Raw genomic sequence first — 19,142 nt, forward strand, 5'->3', positions numbered from 1 at the left:
GCAGGGCTCACGGGATCACCGCCGGTACTTGGGGTCGAGGGCCTCGCGCAGCGACTCCCCCAGCAGGGTGAAGCCGAGCGCGGCGACGATGATGGCCAGGCCGGGGAAGACCGCCAGCAGCGGCGCGCTGGACAGGTACCGCTGGGTGTCGGCGAGCATCCTGCCCCACTCCGGGATGCTCGGGTCGTTGCTGGACAGGCCGAGGAAGGCCAGGCCCGCCGCGTCCACGATGGCCGTCGCCAGGGTGAGCGTGCCCTGCACGATGACGGGGGTCAGCGAGTTGGGCAGGATGTGGCCGAGCACGATCCGGCGCCGCCGCACCCCCACCGCGGTGGCGGCCAGCACGTAGTCGGAGCGGCGCTGAGCCAGCATCTGGCCGCGGAGCAGCCGGGCGAAGACCGGCATGTTCACCACCGCGATGGCGATCATCACGGCGTCCAGGCCGGAGCCGAGCATCGCGGCGACGCCGATGGCGAACAGCAGGCCGGGGACCGAGAGCATCATGTCGACCAGGCGCATCACGACGCCGTCCACCCAGCCGCCGAAGGCACCGGCGAGCAGGCCCAGCAGCAGCCCGCCGGCCATGCCGAGCAGCAGCGAGACCACCCCGATGACCAGGGACCAGCGGGCTCCCCACAGGACCCGGGTGAACTCGTCGCGGCCCAGGTCGTCCAGGCCGAACCAGTGCTCGGCGGAGGGGCCGGGGATGGAGGTGGGGGTGACCTGTCCGACCGGTTTGTCCGGCGGGTACGGCGCCAGCCAGGGGGCGAGCAGCGCCGCGGCGACGAACAGGACGACCAGGACCGCGCCCGCGATCGCGACCGGGTTGCGGCGCAGCCTCCGCCAGGCGTCCCTGCCGAGGCTCCCGCCCGCCTCCTCCGGGGCGACGGTCTCCACCTGGGCCAGGCTCATGTCCCCTCCCTCCCCCGGCGGCCGCGCTCACTCGCGTGCCGCCGCCGCGCCCGCGGCCCGTTCCGCTCGCTCACGTCACCCTCACCCTCGGGTCGATGAGCCCGTAGGCGACGTCCACCAGCAGGTTGACCAGTACGAAGATCACCGCGGTGAACAGGATGAAGCCCTGCAGCACCGCGTAGTCCCTGGCGACGATCGAGTCGGCCATGAACTTGCCGAAGCCGGGGAAGGCGAAGACGGTCTCGGTCAGCACCGCGCCGCCGAGCAGCAGCCCGACCTGGAGGCCGACGACGGTGACGACCGGGAGCAGGGCGTTGCGCAGCACGTGCCGCCCGCGGATCGTCGCGGGCGCCAGCCCCTTCGCCTCGGCGGTGCGCACGTAGTCCTCGTGGAGCACGTCCAGCACCGAGGCCCGGGTGATCCGCACCACGATCGCCAGCGGGATGGTCCCGAGCGCGACGCCGGGCAGCACCAGGTGGGCCAGCGCGTCGCCGAACGCCTCCATGTTCCCGGTGACCAGGCCGTCCAGCACGTAGAACCCGGTGGGGTGCCCGGCGTCCAGCAGGGGGTCCTGCCGTCCGTCGGTGGGCAGCAGCCCCAGTTTCTCGGCGAAGACGAACTTGAGCATGTAGCCGAGGAAGAAGACCGGGATCGTGATGCCGAACAGCGACCCGGCCACCGAGACGTGGTCGATCCAGGTGCCGTGGCGGCGGGCGGCGAGGTAGCCGAGCGGCACGCCCGCCCCCACCGCGAAGACCATCGCGACGAGGGCGAGCTCCACGGTGGCGGGGAAGGTGCGCAGCAGCTCCTCGACGACCGGGTGCTGGGTCCTGCTGGACACCCCGAGGTCGCCGCGGAACACGTTGCCCACCCACGTGAGGTACTGCTCGTACCAGGGCCGGTCGAGGCCGTAGAGCTTCTTGACCCGCGCCACGGCCTCGGGGGTGGCCCGCTCTCCCAGCAGGGCCTCGGCGGGCCCTCCCGGCAGCGCCCTGACCCACAGGAACAGCAGCACCGACAGGCCCAGCAGGATCGGTACGAGCAGCGCCAGCCGCCTGGCGACGAACCCCAGCATCGATCAGTTCAGCGAGATAGAGGCGAGCTTGTCGTTGAGCACCGGGCTCGGCACCCAGCCCTGGACGTTCTTGGCCGCGGCCGAGAACGAGGGGCTCTGCGCGTACGGCACGCCGGGCACGAAGTCGGCGATCAGGGCGTTGGCCTGCTTGTACAGCGCCTCCCGCTTGGCCTGGTCCGGTTCCTTCTCCGCGTCGCCCAGGGCCTTGAAGATCTCCTCGTTCCGGAACGACCACTGGCTGGAGAAGGACTGGAAGAACGTGCCGAGGAAGTTGTCCGGGTCGCCGAAGTCGCCGTTCCAGCCGAGCAGGAAGAGCGGGCAGTCGCCGGCCTGGGTGGTGTTGAGGTAGTCCGGGCTCCACGGCGAGGTCTTCGGCGTGACCTTGAAGCCCGCGGCCTCCAGATCGGCCTTCATCAGCTGGAAGTTTCCGGCCGGGTCGACCATGTAGGCGCGGCTGACGCCGCTGGGGTAGCAGAACTCCAGCGTGGGGGACGGGACGCCGGACTCGGCGATGAGCTGCTTGGCCTTGTCGACGTTGTAGTCGTACGTGGTGAAGTCCTCGGTGTAGCTCCACAGGCTGTCCGGCATGAACGCGTTGGCCACCTTGGCGCCGGCGCCGTACTTGGTCTTCACGACGTTCTCGCGGTTGATCGCGTGGGCGATCGCCTGGCGGATCTTCTGGTTCTTCATGATCTCGGTCTTCTGGCTGAAGCCGAGGTAGCCCATGTTGAACGGCGCCCGCTCCAGCACCTGCGCCCCGGAGCTCTTGAGCGACTCCAGGTCGGCCGGGTCGGCGTAGTCGAAGGCGTGCACCGAGCCGGCGCGCAGCGCCTGCGCCCGGTCGGCGGCCTTCTCGATCGGCCGGAATATGATCTTGCTGAGCTTGGCCTTCTCACCCCAGTAGTCGTCGTTGCGGACGAGTTCCAGCCTGTCGCCCCGGGTCCAGCCGCCGAACTTGAACGGCCCGGTGCCGACCGGGTGCTCGGTGCCGAAGGTCCCGGTGAACTGCGGCGACTCGGCGGTCCCGCTCACCTCGTCGGCCTTGTAGTCCTTGAGCGCCTTGGGGCTGGCGATGCCGAACGACGACAGCGTCAGCGCCGACAGCACCACGGCGGACGGTTCGGTGAGCTTGAGCTCGACCGTGCCGGCGTCCTTGGCCGTGCATCCGCCGTACAGGCTCTTGCCGAGGGTGTCGGACTCGTTCTTGGCGAAGCCCCGGAAGACCGTCACCCAGTAGTAGGAGACCGAGTCCGACTGCGCCAGGCCGGTGAAGTTGTACCAGCGGTCGAAGTTGGCGCACACGGCCGCGGCGTCGAGCGCCTCGCCGTCGTGGAACTTCACGCCCTGGCGGAGCTTGAAGGTGTAGGTCGTGGCGTCCTCGCTGACCTCCCAGCTCTCCGCGAGGCCGGGTGCGACGCCGGTGCCGCCCTCCTCGGTCGCCACCAGCGTCTCGAAGATCTGGTTGGTCACCCGGGAGGACTCGCCGTCGCTGTGGAAGGCCGGGTCGAGGATGGCGGGGTCCGCCGAGGAGGCGAAGATGAGGGTCGAGCCCTCCGCCCCCGTCCCGGTGGCTCCCGGTTCCGGATCGTCTCCGCCGCCGCACGCCGCCGCCGAGATGGCCAGGGCCAGGCCCGCCACCACCGCCGCCGTCCTGCGCAGGGGCATACCGTCTCGTCGCATGCTGCACCTCATCGCCGTCTTGCGGCCGGATCCGGCCGCCGTGCGGACTCCCCGTGATCGCAGGATCCATGCGGGCGGCACCCCTGGCCACCCCCGGCGTGAGGCTGTGGCGCAAATGTGACAGTCGGTTGACCTGAACGGTAAGCAAGCGTTTCACAGCGGTACGGCGCCATGCCGTCCGAGGCCGTCCCGGACACCGGGCCCGGAACGCGCGGACGCCCGCCGGGCACGGCTCGTGCGAGTCGTGCCCGGCGGGCGCCGGCGGAACGGCCGCGGCCGGGTGCGCCGGTCCCTCAGCCGACCGGCTTCTTCGGGTGCGCGGCGTCCGCCACGTTCTGCGCGATCTTCGCGGCGGCCGGGGCCGCCACCTTGTCCGCGTTCTCCGGGAAGTGGCAGGCCACCTGGTGGCCGGGGGCCAGCTCCACCAGCGGCGGCTCCTCCGTCTTGCAGATCACCTGGGCCTTCCAGCACCTGGTGTGGAAGCGGCAGGCGGGCGGCGGGTTGAGCGGGCTGGGCACGTCGCCCTGGAGCCGGATGCGCTCGCGGTCCTTGCGCCGGGCCGGGTCCGGGATCGGGACGGCGGACATCAGCGCGTTGGTGTACGGGTGCATGGGCGACTCGTACAGGTCCTTGCGGTCGGCCAGCTCGACGATCTTGCCGAGGTACATGACCGCGACCCGGTCGCTGATGTGCCGGATGACCGACAGGTCGTGCGCGACGATGACGTAGGTCAGGCCGAGCTCGTTCTGCAGGTCCTCCAGGAGGTTGACCACCTGGGCCTGGATCGAGACGTCCAGGGCGGAGACCGGCTCGTCCGCGATGATCATCTTCGGCTTGAGCGCGAGCGTGCGGGCGATGCCGATGCGCTGGCGCTGGCCGCCGGAGAACTCGTGCGGGTAGCGGTTGTAGTGCTCGGGGTTGAGCCCGACCAGTTCCAGGAGCTCCTGGACCGCCTTCTTGGTCCCCTGCTCGGTCTGCACGCCCTGGATGCGGAAGGGGGCGCCGACGATGGCGCCGACCGTGTGCCGCGGGTTCAGCGAGGAGTAGGGGTCCTGGAAGATCATCTGGATGTCGCGGCGGAGCGGCCGGATCTTCGCCTGCGGCATGTGGGTGATGTCGTGGCCCTCGAAGACGATCTTCCCGGCGGTCGGCTCCATCAGCCGGGTGACCAGGCGGCCCGTCGTGCTCTTGCCGCAGCCGGACTCGCCGACCAGGCCGAGCGTCTCGCCCTTGCGGACGTCGAAGCTGACCCCGTCGACCGCCCTGACCGCGCCGATCTGCCGCTTGAGCAGACCCTTGGTCACCGGGAAGTGCTTGACCAGGCCCTGGACGGACAGCAGCGTGTCGGGAGCGCCCACGCTCGCGCTCCCTTCGTCTGCCCTGTGGCTCACTGCCCCTCCAACATCGGCTTGATCTCGTTCTCCCAGATGCCCCGCCGCTCCTCGCGCGGCAGGTGGCAGCGGACCAGGTGCCCGCCCTCGGTCTCCAGGAGCTGCGGCACCTCGGTGGTGGCCTTGCCCGCCGTACGGCCGGCGTAGGGGCAGCGCGGGTTGAAGGCGCAGCCGGACGGCACGTTGATCAGCGAGGGCGGGGTGCCCTTGATCGGCATCAGCCGGTCGGTGGGCTCCCGGTCCAGGCGCGGCATCGATCCCAGTAGACCCCATGTGTAGGGGTGCTCGGGCCGGTAGAAGATGTCCTCGGCCGTGCCGTACTCGATGCACTTGCCGCCGTACATCACCAGGATGTCGTCCGAGAGCTCGGCGACCACGCCGAGGTCGTGGGTGATGACGATCAGCGCGGAGTTGAACTCGCGCTGCAGGTCCAGCATGAGGTCCAGGATCTGCGCCTGGACGGTCACGTCGAGGGCGGTGGTCGGCTCGTCGGCGATCAGCAGCTCGGGGTCGCACGAGAGCGCCATGGCGATCATGGCGCGCTGGCGCATGCCGCCGGAGAACTCGTGCGGGTAGCTGTCGACGCGCTTGTCCGGCTGGGGGATGCCGACCCGGCCGAGCATGTCGATCGCGTGCTTGCGCGCGACCGCCTTGCTGACGTCGTGGTGGATCCGGTACGCCTCGATGATCTGCTGGCCGACCGTGTAGAACGGGTGCATCGACGAGAGCGGATCCTGGAAGATCATCGCCATCTTCTTGCCGCGCAGCGTCCGCACGTGGTCCTGGCTCGCGCCGACGAGCTCCTCGCCGTCCAGCCAGATCTCGCCGGAGATCTTCGCCCGGCCGCCCTTGTGCAGGCCCAGGATGCCGAGGCTGGTCACGCTCTTGCCGGAGCCCGACTCGCCCACGATGCCCAGGGTCTTGCCCCGTTCGAGCTTGAAGGACAGGCCGTCGACGGACTTGACCAGGCCGTCCTCGGTCGGGAAGTGGATGCGCAGGTCGCGCAGTTCCAGGAAGGCGCTGGGCGCGGGAGTGCTCATGACAGCCTCACCCTCGGGTCGACCACCGCGTACAGGATGTCCACGATGAGGTTGGCCAGGACGATGAAGAACGCCGCGAACAGGGTGACACCCAGCACGACGGGCAGGTCGTTGCCCCGGATCGCGTCGATGACCAGCTTGCCGATGCCGGGGATGGAGAAGGTGCTCTCGGTGAGCACCGCGCCGCCCAGCAGCAGGCCGAGGTCGAGGCCGAAGATGGTGAGGATGGGGGTGAGCGTGGCGCGCAGGGCGTGCTTGGTGACGACCGTGCGCTCCTTGAGGCCCTTCGCGCGGGCCGTGCGGATGTAGTCCTCGCCCATGGTCTCCAGCATGCCCGCCCGGGTGAGCCGGGCGTACAGGGCCGCGTAGAGGAAGGCCAGGGTGACCCAGGGCAGCACGAGCGCCTGGAACCACATTACCGGATCCTCGGTGAGCCCGGTGTAGCTGCCGCCGCCGGGGAAGATTCCGAGCGTGTAGGCGAACACGGAGAGCGAGACCAGGCCGGTGAAGTAGATGGGCAGCGAGACGCCGGCGAGCGCCACCGTCATGGCGGCCCGGTCGACCGCGGTGCCGCGTTTCAGCGCCGAGATGACGCCGATGCTCACGCCGGCGACGAGCCAGACGACGGCCGCGCCCAGCGCCAGCGACATGGTCGCGGGGAGCCGGTCGAGCAGCGTCGGCCAGACCGGCTGGTTGTTGTTGAACGAGAAGCCGAAGCAGGGCGCCGGGCACTCGGCCTTCCTGGGCCCGAGCGAGTAGTCCTGGCCGGCGACGATGCCCTTGGCGAACCGCCCGTACTGCACGATGAGCGGGTCGTCCAGGTGGAGTCTCTTGACCGCGCCCTGGATCGCCTCGGGTGTGGCGTCCCGCCCGACGTAACGCGACGCCATGCCCTCGGGGGTCTGTCCCAGGGCACGCGGGATGAGAAAGAAGATCGCGAAGGTTGCCACGCTGACGATGACGAGCATCAGCACGGCGGCGATCACGCGGCGGACGATGAAAGCGACCACGATCGTTCGGCCGGGGCGCCCGGGAGGATCACTCCCGGGCGCCCTAGGCCTTCACCTGCCTTTGGCTAGCTAGGGAGGACTACTGCTTGACGCCGAGCCACGTGTAGTCGTACATGCCGTAGGCCGGGTGCACGTACACGTTGGTCAGGCTCTCCGGGCGGAAGAGCAGGGTCTTCTCGTAGACGAACGGCAGGAAGGCCGCCGACTCCATGACCTTCTTGTCGACCTCGCCCCAGATCTTGTTGCGCTCGGTGGCGTCGGTGGTCTGGATGCCCTTGTCGAGCAGCTCGTTCACCGCCGGGTCGTTGAGCTCCATCATGTTGTAGTTGCCGGAGGCCTTGATGAAGCGGCCGTCGACGATCTGCGACAGGAAGCCGAAGCCCGAGGGCCAGTCGGCGCCCCAACCGGCGATCATGATGCCCAGGTTGTTCTTGTGCACGAAGTCCGGCTTGCCGGCGTACTGCGCGCTCCAGTCACCCGAGGGGTACTTCTTGATCGAGGCCTTGATGCCGACCTTGTCCAGCGAGGCCTGCAGGGCCTCGGCGACCTGGACCTCCTTGGTGCGGTCGCCGCGGACCGCGATGTTGGTCTCGAAGCCGTCGGCCTTGCCGCAGGCCGCCAGGGCCTCCTTGGCCTTGGCCACGTCGCCCTTGTTGTCGGCGCCGTTCGGGAACAGGTCGTACTGCTGGTAGCCGACCGTGGTCGGGGTCATCAGCGTGCTGCCGATGTCACCGCCGAGCGGGCCGCCCCACGGCGCCTGGGTGGCGACCTGGTCGGTGGCGTACTGCACGGCCTTGCGGCACTCGATGTTGTCGAACGGGGCGACCTTGGTCGACATCATCGCGTAGCGGTTGAAGGGGGTGTACGGGTTGTCCGTGGAGTCCTTCAGCTTGGCGTCGCCGACGATCTTCGCGCGGGCCGCGGTCTGCACGCCGGTGCCGCCGAGGTCGACGTGGATCTGGCCGGCCAGCAGGCGCTGGTCGATGTCCTCGGCGCTCTGCTTCATCTGGACCTCGATGCGGTCCGGAAGCTGCTTGCGCGTGGTGTCGGTGGCCTGGTCCCAGTGCTCGTTCTTCACGAGGTTGAACTGCTTGCCGACCTCGTAGCTCTCGATCTTGTAGGGGCCGGTCGAGGCGACGGTCTTCTCGTACTCCAGGCCGGTGTCCTTGGCCTGCGGCACGGGGGCCGACTGCGGGTTGGCGACCAGGAAGTCGAACTCCGAGAACGGGGCCTTGAGCTTGAAGACGATGGTGTAGTCGTCCGGGGTCTCGATGGCCTTGAAGTTGTCGAGGTTCTTGTCCTTGTAGGGACCCTTGTAGCCCTCGGCGTCGAGGTACTCGGCGAAGTACTTCGGACCGTCGGTGAGCTCCTCGGAGAAATTGCTCCGGGCGATGGCGTACTTGACGTCCGCGGCCTTGACCTCCGTGCCGTCGTCGTACTTGATGCCCTTCTTGATCTTGTACGTCCAGGTCTTGCCGTCCTCGCTGGCCTCGCCCAGGCCCTCGGCGAGGTCCGGGACCAGCTTCAGGCCCTCCTCGCCGGGCGCGGCGGTGTAGGTCAGCAGCGGGCGGGCGTACAGACGCGTGAAGTTCCAGTTGAACGCGTAGTAGGTGTTGCCCGGGTCCATCGAGTCGGGCTCGTCGGAGTAGGCGAACTTGAGCGTGCCGCCCTTGGCGTCGTTGGCGTTGACGACCTTGGTGTAGCCGTCGTTGTGCTTGGCGGCGGAGGCCCCGGTGCCGGTGTTGCCCGTCCCGGTGGTCTTGTCGCCACCACCGCCGGCGGTGCCGCCGCAGGCGGCGAGGCTCATGGCCAGCGCGGTACCCAGCGCGGCGAGCGCCAGGGCGTTGGTCTTCCTCATCGTGGTTGTACACCCCTTGTCATGAGTGACGGTGATATCGAGGAACGGAAGCGTTGTCGCGCTACCGGGCTCGCGGGTCGAGGGCGTCCCGGAGCCCGTCGCCCAGAAGGTTGAAGGCCATCACGGTAACGAAGATCGCGAGGCCCGGGACGATCATGAAATGCGGTGCGATCTGGTAGTAGTCGACCGCACGGGTGAGCATGCCGCCCCAGGAGGCCTGAGGCTCGGCCACGCCCACTCCGAGGAATGACAGCGCGGCCTCGAAGAGGATGTTCGAGGGGATGAGCAGCGTGGCGTAGACCAGGATCGGCGCCACGAGATTCGGGAAGACCTCGCGGAAGATGATGTAGCGGTTCCCCGCGCCCAGCGACCGGGCCGCGTCCACGAACTCGCGCTCGCGCAGCGAGAGGGTCTGGCCGCGCACGATGCGCGCGATGTACGGCCAGTTGAAGAACCCGATGATGAACACGATCACCGCGACCCGCAGGCCGTTGCCGCTGAGGCCGAGCGCCTTGTCGGGCACGGCGCCGACGATGGCGATCGCGAACAGCAGCAGCGGGAAGGCGAGGAAGACGTCCATCAACCGGCTGATGAGCGTGTCGACCCAGCCGCCGAAGAAGCCCGCGAGCACGCCCAGCAGCGAGCCGAGCACCACCGAGACCAGAGTGGCGAGGAAGGCCACCAGCAGCGAGATCTGCGCGCCGGACAGGATCCGGGCGAACAGGTCGCGGCCGTTGACCGGTTCCAGCCCGAACGGGTGCTCCAGGCTCATGCCGCCCCAGGTGCCGAGCGGCGCGCTGGTCATGGGGTCGATGAGATCGTTGTTGGGCAGGTTCGGCGGGTCGCCGAAGAGCGCGATCAGCCCGCCGAACGGACGCTCGGCGAAGATGGCGATCAGCGTCAGGAACACCACGACGAAGGCGCCGACGAAGGCGGCCTTGTCGCGTTTCAGTCGCATCCATGCGATCTGACCGAGCGAACGGCCTTCGATGGCCTTTCCGCCCGCCCCTTCAAGCACGGCCTCCGGCTGGGCCTCCATGGCCTGCCCGGAGACATCGAGCGGTGCGGTCATACCAGTGGCCCCCTGGATCCCAGACGACATTGTCCGAAGAGAGCGTCCCCCGGGTCGGGGTCTCGCGCCCTGAGTCTACGGTCCTGTTTCGCAGTCCCGTTCCGCAGAATCTATGGGCTGATCTGCGGTGACCAGTCCTTTAGGGGGCTATGTGGCTTAACTGTGATTCACGTGAAATTCATTCGTTTTGATCTTGAATCGAATGTCCGGAGGACGTTCCGCTTCTGTCTCGATTTTGTGACACGCCGAAGACGGCGCGCCGACGCGGCCCGCGGCCTCACCCGATCCCGCGGCGCTTGAGGATCGCCTCGATGTCGGAGAAGTCGTCATCGCCCGCGGGGCCGGCGCTCTTGCCGGGCTTGGGCGACGCTCCGGGGGTGCGCTGCGGCAGCGGCTGCGTGACGGCGTTCGGCCGCCCCTGCCGCACGGCGGCGGCCGCCGGAGCCGCCGGAGCCGCGGGCGCGGCGGACGCGGCGGGCGCGGCCTTGCGGGCGGAGGCCGTACGGCGGGCCCGCAGCACCCCGGAGACCAGGAACAGCACCACCGACACGCCGGCCACGGCCACGCCCGCCCACACCATGGGGTTGAGCACGAGCCCGGCGACGAACCCGGTGACCGCCGTGCCGATCTGCCACAGGGTCGGCAGCGCGCCGGTCAGGTAGGCCGCCACCGGAAGCAGCGACCACGCCGCCATGCGCAGCCCGGCCGCGGCCCCCCGGCGGCGCAGCAGCAGGAAGCTCAGGACCAGCCCCACCCCGGTCAGTCCGGCGCACAGCGCCAGCCACGGAATCTGGGCGTATGTCAACATGGCGGAACCACCCCTCGTATCGGTTTGCCTTCCTCCATCCTGGCACGCGGATACGCGGGCGTTCCTCCTCCTTCGGGAGGGATCATCCCCTAGGGGTCGCGGACCTCCCGCCGGGCGGAGGCCGGGGTGTCCTCCGGGTCACAGCCACCGGGGTCACAGCCACCGGGTCACGGCGCCGGGTCACAGCCGCCGGTCACGGCTCCCGGGCGGACAGCTCCCGCAGGGTCTCGAGGTCGATCTCGCGCAGCGAGGCGGCGACGAGCCGGCCGGGGGCGTGCGGGATCGGCAGCACGCTCGGCACGGCCACCACCCGGCAGCCCGCGGCGGTGGCCGCCGTCACCCCGTTCGGGGAGTCCTCCAGTGCCACGCAGCGGGCCGGGTCCACGCCGAGCAGCCGGGCGGCCGTCAGGTACGGCTCCGGGTCGGGCTTGGTCCTCGCCACGTCCTCGCAGGTCACGATCCGGTCGAAGTGGTGCCTGCCGATGACGCCGTCCAGGCACGCGTCGGCGATCACCCGGGCCGAGGAGGTGACCAGGGCGGTGGGCAGGCCCGCCCGCCGTACGGCCGCCAGCAGCCCGGCCGCGCCCGGCATCATCTCCACGCCCTCGGAGAGCCTGCGGACCATGCCCGCCAGCATCCAGGCCTCCACGTCCTGCGGAGAGGCGCCGGAGCCGGAGCGCCGGAGCATGTAGGCCACCGTGGCCGGCATCGAGCCACCCACCAGGTGCTCCTGGTCGGCCGGGGACCAGTCGCCGCCGAGCCGCTCCATCACCTCGGTCTCGACCTGGAACCAGATCTTCTCGCTGTCCACGAGCAGCCCGTCCATGTCGAAGAGGACCGCGTCCATCCCCGAAGAGTCCTCTCTGGTCAGACGTTGAAGTAGCCGGCCTCGGGGTGGTGGACGATCAGGGCGGAGGTCGACTGCTCGGGGTGGAGCTGGAACTCCTCCGACAGGTTCACCCCGATCCGCACCGGGTCGATCAGCTCCATCAGCTGGACCTGGTCCTCCAGGTTGGGGCAGGCCGGGTAGCCGAAGGAGTAGCGGCAGCCGGTGACGTTGACCTTGAGCATGTCCTCCAGCGACTCGTCACCGCCGATGCCCAGCTCCGAGCGGACGCGCGCGTGCCAGTACTCGGCCAGCGCCTCGGTGAGCTGCACCGACAGGCCGTGCAGCTCCAGGTAGTCGCGGTAGGCGTCCTTGGCGAACAGCTCGGCCGTCGCCTCGGAGATCCGGCCGCCCATCGTGGCGACCTGGAAGGCGACCACGTCGACCTCGCCGGAGTCCTTCGGGCGGAAGAAGTCGGACAGGCACAGGTGCCGGTCGCGGCGCTGGCGCGGGAAGGTGAAGCGGGTGCGCTCGTTGCCCGCCTCGTCGAGGATGATCAGCGAGTCGCCGTCGCTCACGCACGGGAAGTAGCCGTAGGCGACCGCCGCCTGGAGCAGGCCCTCGGTCTGCATGCGCTCCAGCCACATCCGCAGCCGCGGCCGGCCCTCGGTCTCGACGAGCTCCTCGTAGGAGGGGCCGTCTCCGCCGCGGGCGGCCTTGAGGCCCCACTGGCCCATGAAGGTCGCCCGCTCGTCCAGGAACGCGGCGTAGTCGGCCAGCGGGATGCCCTTGATGATCCGGTCGCCGAGGAACGGCGCGACCGGAACCGGGTTGTCGGCGGCCACGTCGGAGCGGGCGGGCAGGTCCTCCACCGCGGTGCGCTGCAGGACCGCGCCGGTCTTGACCCGGCGCTGGCGCAGCGGCGGCAGGGACGCGCCGTCCTCGCCGCGCTTGACCGCCATGAAGGCGTCCATCAGGCGCAGGCCCTCGAAGGCGTCGCGGGCGTAGCGGACCTCGCCCCGGAAGAGCTCGGCGAGGTCCTGCTCGACGTAGGCGCGGGTGAGGGCGGCGCCGCCGAGCAGCACGGGGAACCTCTCGGCGATGCCCCGGGAGTTCATCTCCTCGAGGTTCTCCTTCATCACCACCGTGGACTTCACCAGCAGCCCGGACATGCCGATGACGTCGGCCTTGGCGTCCTCGGCCGCCTCCAGGATGGCCGAGACCGGCTGCTTGATGCCGAGGTTGACGACCTCGTAGCCGTTGTTGGACAGGATGATGTCGACCAGGTTCTTGCCGATGTCGTGCACGTCGCCCTTGACGGTCGCCAGCACGATGCGGCCCTTGGTCTCGCCCTCGACCCGCTCCATGTGCGGCTCCAGGTAGGCCACGGCGGTCTTCATCACCTCGGCCGACTGGAGCACGAACGGCAGCTGCATCTCGCCGGAGCCGAACAGCTCGCCGACGGTCTTCATGCCGTCCAGCAGCACGTCGTTGACGATCTCCAGTGCCGGCCGCTGCTCCAGGGCCAGGTCGAGGTCGGCCTCCAGGCCCTTCCTCTCGCCGTCGACGATGCGCCGCTTGAGCCGCTCCCAGAGCGGGAGCCCGGCCAGTTCCTCGGCCTTGCCCGCCTTCATCGCGGCGGCGTCGACGCCCTCGAACAGCTCCATGAAGCGCTGCAGGGGGTCGTAGCCCTCGCGCCGCCGGTCGTAGACCATGTCGAGGGCGACCTGGCGCTGCTCGTCGGGGATGCGCGCCATCGGCAGGATCTTGGAGGCGTGCGCGATCGCCGAGTCCAGGCCGGCGTTGACGCACTCGTTGAGGAAGACGCTGTTGAGCACCATGCGGGCGGCCGGGTTGAGCCCGAAGGAGATGTTGGACAGCCCGAGCGTGGTCTGCACCGCCGGGTAGCGCCGCTTGAGCTCGGCGATGGCCTCGATGGTCTCCAGGCCGTCGCGCCGGGTCTCCTCCTGGCCGGTGGCGATCGGGAAGGTCAGGCAGTCGACGATGATGTCCTCGACCCGCACCCCCCAGTTCCCCGTCAGGTCCTCGATGAGGCGGGTGGCGATGCGGACCTTGTCGTCGGCGGTGCGCGCCTGGCCCTCCTCGTCGATGGTCAGCGCGACCACGGCGGCGCCGTGCTCGCGGACCAGCTTCATGATCCTGGTGAAGCGGGAGTCCGGGCCGTCGCCGTCCTCGTAGTTGACCGAGTTGACGACCGCGCGCCCGCCGAGCATCTCCAGGCCCGCCTCCAGCACGGCGGGCTCGGTGGAGTCGAGCATGATCGGCAGCGTGGAGGCGGTGGCGAACCGGAAGGCCAGCTCCCGCATGTCGCCCGCGCCGTCGCGGCCGACGTAGTCGACGCACAGGTCCAGCATGTGCGCGCCGTCGCGGGCCTGGGCCCGGGCGATCTCGACGCACTCCTCCCAGTTCCCGGCGAGCATGGCCTCGCGGAAGGCCTTGGAGCCGTTGGCGTTGGTCCGCTCGCCGACGGCCAGGTAGGAGGTGTCCTGCCGGAAGGGCACGTGCTGGTAGAGCGAGGAGGCCCCGGCCTCGGGGCGGGGGCGGCGGGCGGCGGCCTCCTGGCCGCGGACCCGCTCGACGACCTTGCGCAGGTGCTCGGGGGTGGTGCCGCAGCAGCCGCCGACGATCGACAGGCCGAAGGACCGGGTGAAGGTCTCGTGCGCGTCGGCCAGCTCGTCGGGGCCGAGCGGGTAGTAGGCGCCGTCGGAGGTCAGCACCGGCAGCCCGGCGTTGGGCATGCAGGAGAGCCGGACCCGCGCGTGGCGGGCCAGGTAGCGCAGGTGCTCGCTCATCTCGGCCGGGCCGGTGGCGCAGTTGAGCCCGATCACGTCGACGCCGAGCGGCTCGATCGCGGTCAGCGCCGCGCCGATCTCCGAGCCGAGCAGCATCGCGCCGTTGGTCTCGATGGTGACCTGGGCGATGATCGGCACGTCCCGGCCCGCGTCGGCGATGGCCCGGTGCGCGCCGACGACCGCGGCCTTGACCTGGAGCAGGTCCTGCGAGGTCTCGATGATCAGCGCGTCGGCGCCGCCGGAGATCAGGCCGGCCGCGTTGTCGTAGTAGGCGTCGCGCAGCTCGCCGTACGGCTTGTGCCCGAGGGTCGGCAGCTTGGTGCCGGGGCCGATGGAGCCCAGCACGAAGCGGGGCCGACCGGGGGCGGACCAGTGGTCGGCGGCCTCGCGCGCGACCCGGGCCCCCGCCTCGGAGTAGGCGAAGACGCGCTCGGAGATGTCGTACTCGCCGAGCGCGGCGAGGTTGGCGCCGAAGGTGTTGGTCTCCACGCAGTCGACGCCGACCTCGAAGTAGGCGTCGTGCACGGCCCGGACGATGTCGGGGCGGGTGACGTTGAGCACCTCGTTGCAGCCCTCGTGGCCCTCGAAGTCGTCGAGCGTGACGTCGTGGGCCTGCAGCATCGTCCCCATCGCCCCGTCGGCGACCATCACGCGCTCGGCCAGGACTTCACGGAAGGACGGTGCGTTCGTCATGGGGCAAAGCTTACTGGGAACGGATCGGGCGCTATCGTTCATGATGGCAATTGAACTTCCCGTCCAATTACCTCCCCCGCGAGCGCGCTCCGGGCCCGATCCCCCTGCGAGGTACCCGATGGCGACCTACCAGACCATCCTCGTCGGCACCGACGGCTCCGCCTCCTCCTTCCGCGCGGTCGCGGCCGCCGCCTCCCTCGCCGCCGCGACCGGCGCCGGCCTGGTCCTGGCCTGCGCCTACCTGCCGATGCGCGAGCGCGACCGCAGCGCCGCCGCCGACGTGCTCGGCGAGCTGTCCTACAAGGTGAGCGGCTCCACCCCCGCCGACGACGCGCTGCGCGCCGCCCGCGAGCACGCGGTCGCCGCCGGGGCGCGGAAGATCGAACTGGCCGCGGAGGAGGGCGACGCGGTCGACGCGCTGGTCGCCCTCGCCGCCCGGTACCGGGCCGACCTGCTGGTGGTCGGCAACCGGGGGCTCAACAGCCTCGCCGGGCGGCTGCTCGGCTCGGTGCCCTCGGCCGTCTCCCACCGCGCCGGATGCGACGTGCTGATCGTTCACACCACCTCCGGGAGGTGACGCGGAGGGCCCCTCAGCGCATAGGCTTGTGCCGGTACGGCGGGACGGCAAGGAGGAGGAGGCGGCGCGTGATCGAACCCGAGGGTCTACCCGAGCTCGTCGATCCGGTGCTGATCGCCGCGTTCGAGGGGTGGAACGACGCGGGCGAGGCCTCCAGCGGAGTGCTCGCGCATCTCGAGAGCGAGTGGAAGGCCACCGAGCTCGTCTCCCTCGACCCGGAGGACTACTACGACTTCCAGGTCAGCCGCCCGATCGTCGAGATGGGCGAGGGGCTGACCCGCTCGATCACCTGGCCCACCACCAGGCTCCTGGTCGCCAGGCCTCCGGGGTCCGCCCGCGACGTGGTCCTGCTGCGCGGGATCGAGCCCAACATGCGCTGGCGCTCCTTCTGCGAGGAGATCATCATGGTCTGCCGCGAGCTGGGCGTGGAGCTGGCGGTGCTGCTCGGCGCGCTGCTCAACGACTCCCCCCACACCCGCCCGGTGCCGGTCGTCGGCGCGGCGACCGACGAGGGGCTCGCGCGGGCGATCAACCTGGAGCTGACCCGCTACGAGGGCCCCACCGGCATCGTCGGCGTGCTGCAGCAGGCCTTCGGCGCCGCGGGCCTGCCCGCCGTCTCGCTGTGGGCCTCGGTCCCGCACTACGTGGCCCAGCCGCCCAACCCCAAGGCGACCCTGGCCCTGCTGAGCCGGATGGAGGACCTCCTCGACATCCCGATGCCCCTGGGCGAGCTGGCCGAGGAGGCCAGGGCCTGGGAGCACGGCGTGGACGAGCTGGCCGCCCAGGACACCGAGGTCGCCGACTACGTCAGGGAGCTGGAGGAGCGCAAGGACGCCACCGAGCTGCCCGAGGCGAGCGGGGACGCCATCGCCGCGGAGTTCGAGCGCTACCTGCGCCGCCGCGACCGCGACTCCGACGGCTGAACCGTCCGTCCGGACGGGCGCGCAGGCCGGCCCGGCGGCGTCCGCCGGTCAGACCGCGGGGGCGGAGGACGGCCGTGACGGAGACGACCGGAACACACAGCACATAGTTACCATCATTTACACCATTTCTCACTGGTTTCGGGTAATAATCAGTCTCCAGCCGTTCCGGCCGGTTCGCACCCGGGCCGGGACGCCCGTCCGCAACGCTTTGGCAACCAGGAGAAACACGTCTCGGTAAACATCGCTGAATGGCGCCATCACCACGCCGACCCTTGTCCATGTGACTGCGCACGTTAGGGCAACAATGGCGACTCCCCAGCTCGACCCGTACCAGAAAGCACAGGAGACGCGACGCCGCGTTCTTGAGATGGCCGTATTCATGAAGCGCGAGGACGGTGAGGCCGGCATGTCCCAGAGCCCGGCGCCCTACCCGAGCCTGCGGGGGGCCGTCACCCCCGGGCAGGCGGTCGACATGTTCCTCGCGCTGCTCCAGGACCGGCTCCCGCTCTGGCTGAAGATCCTCGACGACCTCATGCACCTCGTCGGCAAGGGCCGCGTCGGCGAGAACCTGCTGCCCATCGCGCGGGCGGGCATCGACTACTACGCGGAGGTCCAGTCGGCGGCGCTGCCGGCCTTCACCTCCCCGTCGGTCACCGTCCGCTTCCGCGAGGCGATGAAGGACACCGAACTCGGCCCCATGTCGGAGGTCATCCCGCTGACCGAGTACCTCGCGGCCGAGCAGCGCGCGGGGCGGATCGCTCCCGGAGTCGACCCGCTCGCCAGCGCCAGGCTGCTGCTCGCCGGCTGCTTCCGGCACGCCTACTACGAGCTGTTCGTCGGCACCGACTTCGTCCCCTCCAGGGACGACAGCGCCGAGGAGATCGTCAGAGAGCTGCGGCTGGAGCCCCCCGGTCACAGGCCAGCCGATACCCCCGCTTGACGACCGTCTCGACGATCCCGGCCGGGCCGAGGGCGCGGCGCAGCCGGGTGACGGCCATCTCGACGGCGTGCTCGGCCGAGTCGCGCGCCGGTCCGCCGGGCAGGACGGTCCGCAGCTCGGAGCGGGCCACCACGTGACCGGGCTTGTCGGCCAGGCGCTTTAGCACCGCCATCGGGGCGGGCGGCAGCGGCCGGAGCTCACCGTCCACGACGACGGCGTGGCCGCGGATCTCCAGGGCGTGGCCGCCCGCGACCAGGCGGGTGACACCGTGTTCCGGCAGGTGCCGGGCGAGGGTGCGGGCCAGCGAACCGAGCCGGGAGCGCTCGGGCTGCACGGTCGGCACCCCGCGCTCCTCCAGCGGCCCCGCGGTGACCGGGCCCACGCAGGCGGCGACCACCCGGCCGGCGAAAGCCGCGAGCAGCGCCTCCTCCAGCCCGTCGGCGCGGGCCGCGCCGAGCATGGCCAGCACCGCCGGGGCGCTGGTGAAGGCCACCGCGTCCACCCCGCCGGAGACCGCCTGACTGATCAGGCGGCGTAGCGGCGAGGGGTCGCGGTACGGCAGCCACCGGTAGACCGGGACCTCGATGACCTCCGCCCCGGCCTCGCGCAGCGCGGCCGTGAAGCCGGTCAGCGGCTCCCCGTGCAACTGCACCGCGATCCGGCGGCCGCGCAGGTCCTGGGCCAGGAGGTACTGCTTCACCTCCTCGCACGACTCGGTCGCCGGGGTCCAGTGGTCGTTCAGCCCGGCCGCCCTGACCGCGCCGCGCGCCTTGGGCCCCCGGGCCAGCAGCCGGGCGGAGGTCAGGCGCGCCACCAGGTCGCCCGAGAGGCCCCATCCCTCGGCCGCGGCCATCCAGCCGCGGAACCCGACCCCGGTGGTGACCACCACGTCGTCGATCGGGCCCGCCAGGCTCTCCCGGGTCGCGGCCAGCAGGTCGGCGTCCTCGGCCAGCGGCACCAGCCGGATCGCCGGCGCCGAGACCACCCGGGCGCCCCGCCGTTCCAGCAGCGCGCAGAACTCCTCGCGCCGCCGGGTCGCGGTGACCCCGATGGTGAACCCGGCCAGCGCGTCCGGCTCCGTCTCCGGGGAGGCCGGCGGGAGGGCCTGCGAGACCGGGGAGCTCAAAGGACTCTCACTTCCACCGCACCGCCGGACAGGCGGACCGGATAGGTCGGCACGGTCACCGCCGGGTCGTCCAGGCACTCCCCGGTAACCAGCGAGAATACCTGCTTGTGCATGGGAGAGGCCACGGTCGGCTCCGCGCCCCGGGTGCCGACGATGCCCCGGGACAGGACGTAGGCCCCGCTGAACGGGTCGAGGTTGCCCGTCGCGTACAGGTCGCCGTCGAAGGTGCGGAACACCGCGATCTGGCGCCCGTCCACCAGGACGCACGCGCCCTGCTCGGGCAGCAGGTCGGTGTAGGCGCAGACCGCGGTCCAGCCGGTGGTCTCCGGGGCGGCGTCCAGGTTCTCGCGCAGGATGGTCATCGGGGAAACCCCTCCTTTTCCGATCGGTGTGAGGTC

At 70.6% G+C, this 19,142-nt stretch carries 16 protein-coding genes; 3 read left to right on the plus strand and 13 right to left on the minus strand.

Features of this window, described 5'->3' with window-relative positions:
- Positions 1-15 precede the first annotated feature (15 nt).
- From FHS22_RS12630 to metH, 11 genes are all read right to left on the minus strand, one after another.
- The gene (locus FHS22_RS12630; protein ID WP_184941321.1) at positions 16-912 is read right to left on the minus strand and encodes an ABC transporter permease; all 897 of its coding nucleotides are present in this window, start codon (positions 910-912) and stop codon (positions 16-18) included.
- 70 nt (positions 913-982) lie between these two features.
- Positions 983-1,987: an ABC transporter permease gene (locus FHS22_RS12635; RefSeq protein WP_184941323.1), complete on the minus strand. Its 1,005-nt coding sequence runs from the start codon at positions 1,985-1,987 to the stop codon at positions 983-985.
- Between the two features lie 3 nt (positions 1,988-1,990).
- Positions 1,991-3,667 carry an ABC transporter substrate-binding protein gene (locus FHS22_RS12640; protein WP_221473579.1) on the minus strand — a complete coding sequence of 559 codons (1,677 nt, stop codon included), beginning with the start codon at positions 3,665-3,667 and terminating at the stop codon, positions 1,991-1,993.
- A gap of 293 nt (positions 3,668-3,960) precedes the next feature.
- The gene (locus FHS22_RS12645) at positions 3,961-5,025 is read right to left on the minus strand and encodes an ABC transporter ATP-binding protein (RefSeq protein WP_184941324.1); all 1,065 of its coding nucleotides are present in this window, start codon (positions 5,023-5,025) and stop codon (positions 3,961-3,963) included.
- Between the two features lie 29 nt (positions 5,026-5,054).
- A complete protein-coding gene (locus FHS22_RS12650; RefSeq protein WP_184941326.1) occupies positions 5,055-6,098 on the minus strand; it encodes an ABC transporter ATP-binding protein in 1,044 nt (347 codons plus the stop codon).
- On the minus strand, positions 6,095-7,108 hold the full coding sequence (locus FHS22_RS12655; protein ID WP_184941328.1) for an ABC transporter permease: 1,014 nt from the start codon (positions 7,106-7,108) through the stop codon (positions 6,095-6,097). Before FHS22_RS12655 ends, FHS22_RS12650 begins: the two co-directional genes overlap by 4 nt.
- A gap of 79 nt (positions 7,109-7,187) precedes the next feature.
- Positions 7,188-8,966 carry an ABC transporter substrate-binding protein gene (locus FHS22_RS12660; RefSeq protein WP_184941329.1) on the minus strand — a complete coding sequence of 593 codons (1,779 nt, stop codon included), beginning with the start codon at positions 8,964-8,966 and terminating at the stop codon, positions 7,188-7,190.
- 61 nt (positions 8,967-9,027) lie between these two features.
- Entirely contained in the window at positions 9,028-10,038 is a 1,011-nt protein-coding gene (locus FHS22_RS12665) for an ABC transporter permease (RefSeq protein ID WP_184941331.1), read from the minus strand.
- A gap of 277 nt (positions 10,039-10,315) precedes the next feature.
- The gene (locus FHS22_RS12670; RefSeq protein WP_338047727.1) at positions 10,316-10,846 is read right to left on the minus strand and encodes a cellulose synthase; all 531 of its coding nucleotides are present in this window, start codon (positions 10,844-10,846) and stop codon (positions 10,316-10,318) included.
- 193 nt (positions 10,847-11,039) lie between these two features.
- Positions 11,040-11,693 (minus strand): HAD family hydrolase, encoded by a 654-nt coding sequence (locus tag FHS22_RS12675; protein WP_184941333.1) that lies wholly within the window; start codon positions 11,691-11,693, stop codon positions 11,040-11,042.
- Positions 11,694-11,713: 20 nt separating this feature from the next.
- Entirely contained in the window at positions 11,714-15,178 is a 3,465-nt protein-coding gene (gene metH, locus FHS22_RS12680) for a methionine synthase (protein ID WP_184941335.1), read from the minus strand.
- 118 nt (positions 15,179-15,296) lie between these two features.
- Here metH and FHS22_RS12685 point away from each other — a divergent pair, with 118 nt between their 5' ends.
- From FHS22_RS12685 to FHS22_RS12695, 3 genes are all read left to right on the plus strand, one after another.
- Positions 15,297-15,755, plus strand: a complete 459-nt coding sequence (locus FHS22_RS12685; RefSeq protein WP_184941337.1) for a universal stress protein — start codon at positions 15,297-15,299, stop codon at positions 15,753-15,755.
- A 68-nt stretch (positions 15,756-15,823) separates the two neighbouring features.
- A complete protein-coding gene (locus FHS22_RS12690; protein ID WP_184941339.1) occupies positions 15,824-16,678 on the plus strand; it encodes a PAC2 family protein in 855 nt (284 codons plus the stop codon).
- A gap of 367 nt (positions 16,679-17,045) precedes the next feature.
- Positions 17,046-17,618 carry a hypothetical protein gene (locus tag FHS22_RS12695; protein WP_184941341.1) on the plus strand — a complete coding sequence of 191 codons (573 nt, stop codon included), beginning with the start codon at positions 17,046-17,048 and terminating at the stop codon, positions 17,616-17,618.
- Here FHS22_RS12695 and FHS22_RS12700 read toward each other — a convergent pair.
- Both FHS22_RS12700 and nirD read right to left on the minus strand, forming a co-directional pair.
- On the minus strand, positions 17,563-18,744 hold the full coding sequence (locus FHS22_RS12700) for a uroporphyrinogen-III synthase (protein ID WP_221473581.1): 1,182 nt from the start codon (positions 18,742-18,744) through the stop codon (positions 17,563-17,565). The two genes, FHS22_RS12695 and FHS22_RS12700, sit on opposite strands and share 56 nt — an antisense overlap.
- Positions 18,741-19,106: a nitrite reductase small subunit NirD gene (gene nirD, locus FHS22_RS12705; protein ID WP_184941343.1), complete on the minus strand. Its 366-nt coding sequence runs from the start codon at positions 19,104-19,106 to the stop codon at positions 18,741-18,743. The genes FHS22_RS12700 and nirD overlap by 4 nt, the downstream gene beginning before the upstream one ends.
- Between the last annotated feature and the right edge of the window lie 36 nt (positions 19,107-19,142).

The sequence above is a fragment of the Thiemannella venezuelensis genome (assembly GCF_014203605.1).
In the GTDB taxonomy this organism is placed as follows: Bacteria; Actinomycetota; Actinomycetes; order Streptosporangiales; family Streptosporangiaceae; genus Planomonospora_A; species Planomonospora_A venezuelensis.

Coding starts and splice junctions, on each gene's coding strand:
- FHS22_RS12630 (WP_184941321.1), bottom strand. CDS start 912: ATGAGCCTGGCCCAGGTGGAGACCGTCGCCCCGGAGGAGGCGGGCGGG.
- FHS22_RS12635 (WP_184941323.1), bottom strand. CDS start 1,987: ATGCTGGGGTTCGTCGCCAGGCGGCTGGCGCTGCTCGTACCGATCCTG.
- FHS22_RS12640 (WP_221473579.1), bottom strand. CDS start 3,667: ATGCGACGAGACGGTATGCCCCTGCGCAGGACGGCGGCGGTGGTGGCG.
- FHS22_RS12650 (WP_184941326.1), bottom strand. CDS start 6,098: ATGAGCACTCCCGCGCCCAGCGCCTTCCTGGAACTGCGCGACCTGCGC.
- FHS22_RS12660 (WP_184941329.1), bottom strand. CDS start 8,966: ATGAGGAAGACCAACGCCCTGGCGCTCGCCGCGCTGGGTACCGCGCTG.
- FHS22_RS12665 (WP_184941331.1), bottom strand. CDS start 10,038: ATGACCGCACCGCTCGATGTCTCCGGGCAGGCCATGGAGGCCCAGCCG.
- FHS22_RS12670 (WP_338047727.1), bottom strand. CDS start 10,846: ATGTTGACATACGCCCAGATTCCGTGGCTGGCGCTGTGCGCCGGACTG.
- FHS22_RS12675 (WP_184941333.1), bottom strand. CDS start 11,693: ATGGACGCGGTCCTCTTCGACATGGACGGGCTGCTCGTGGACAGCGAG.
- metH (WP_184941335.1), bottom strand. CDS start 15,178: ATGACGAACGCACCGTCCTTCCGTGAAGTCCTGGCCGAGCGCGTGATG.
- FHS22_RS12685 (WP_184941337.1), top strand. CDS start 15,297: ATGGCGACCTACCAGACCATCCTCGTCGGCACCGACGGCTCCGCCTCC.
- FHS22_RS12695 (WP_184941341.1), top strand. CDS start 17,046: ATGGCCGTATTCATGAAGCGCGAGGACGGTGAGGCCGGCATGTCCCAG.
- nirD (WP_184941343.1), bottom strand. CDS start 19,106: ATGACCATCCTGCGCGAGAACCTGGACGCCGCCCCGGAGACCACCGGC.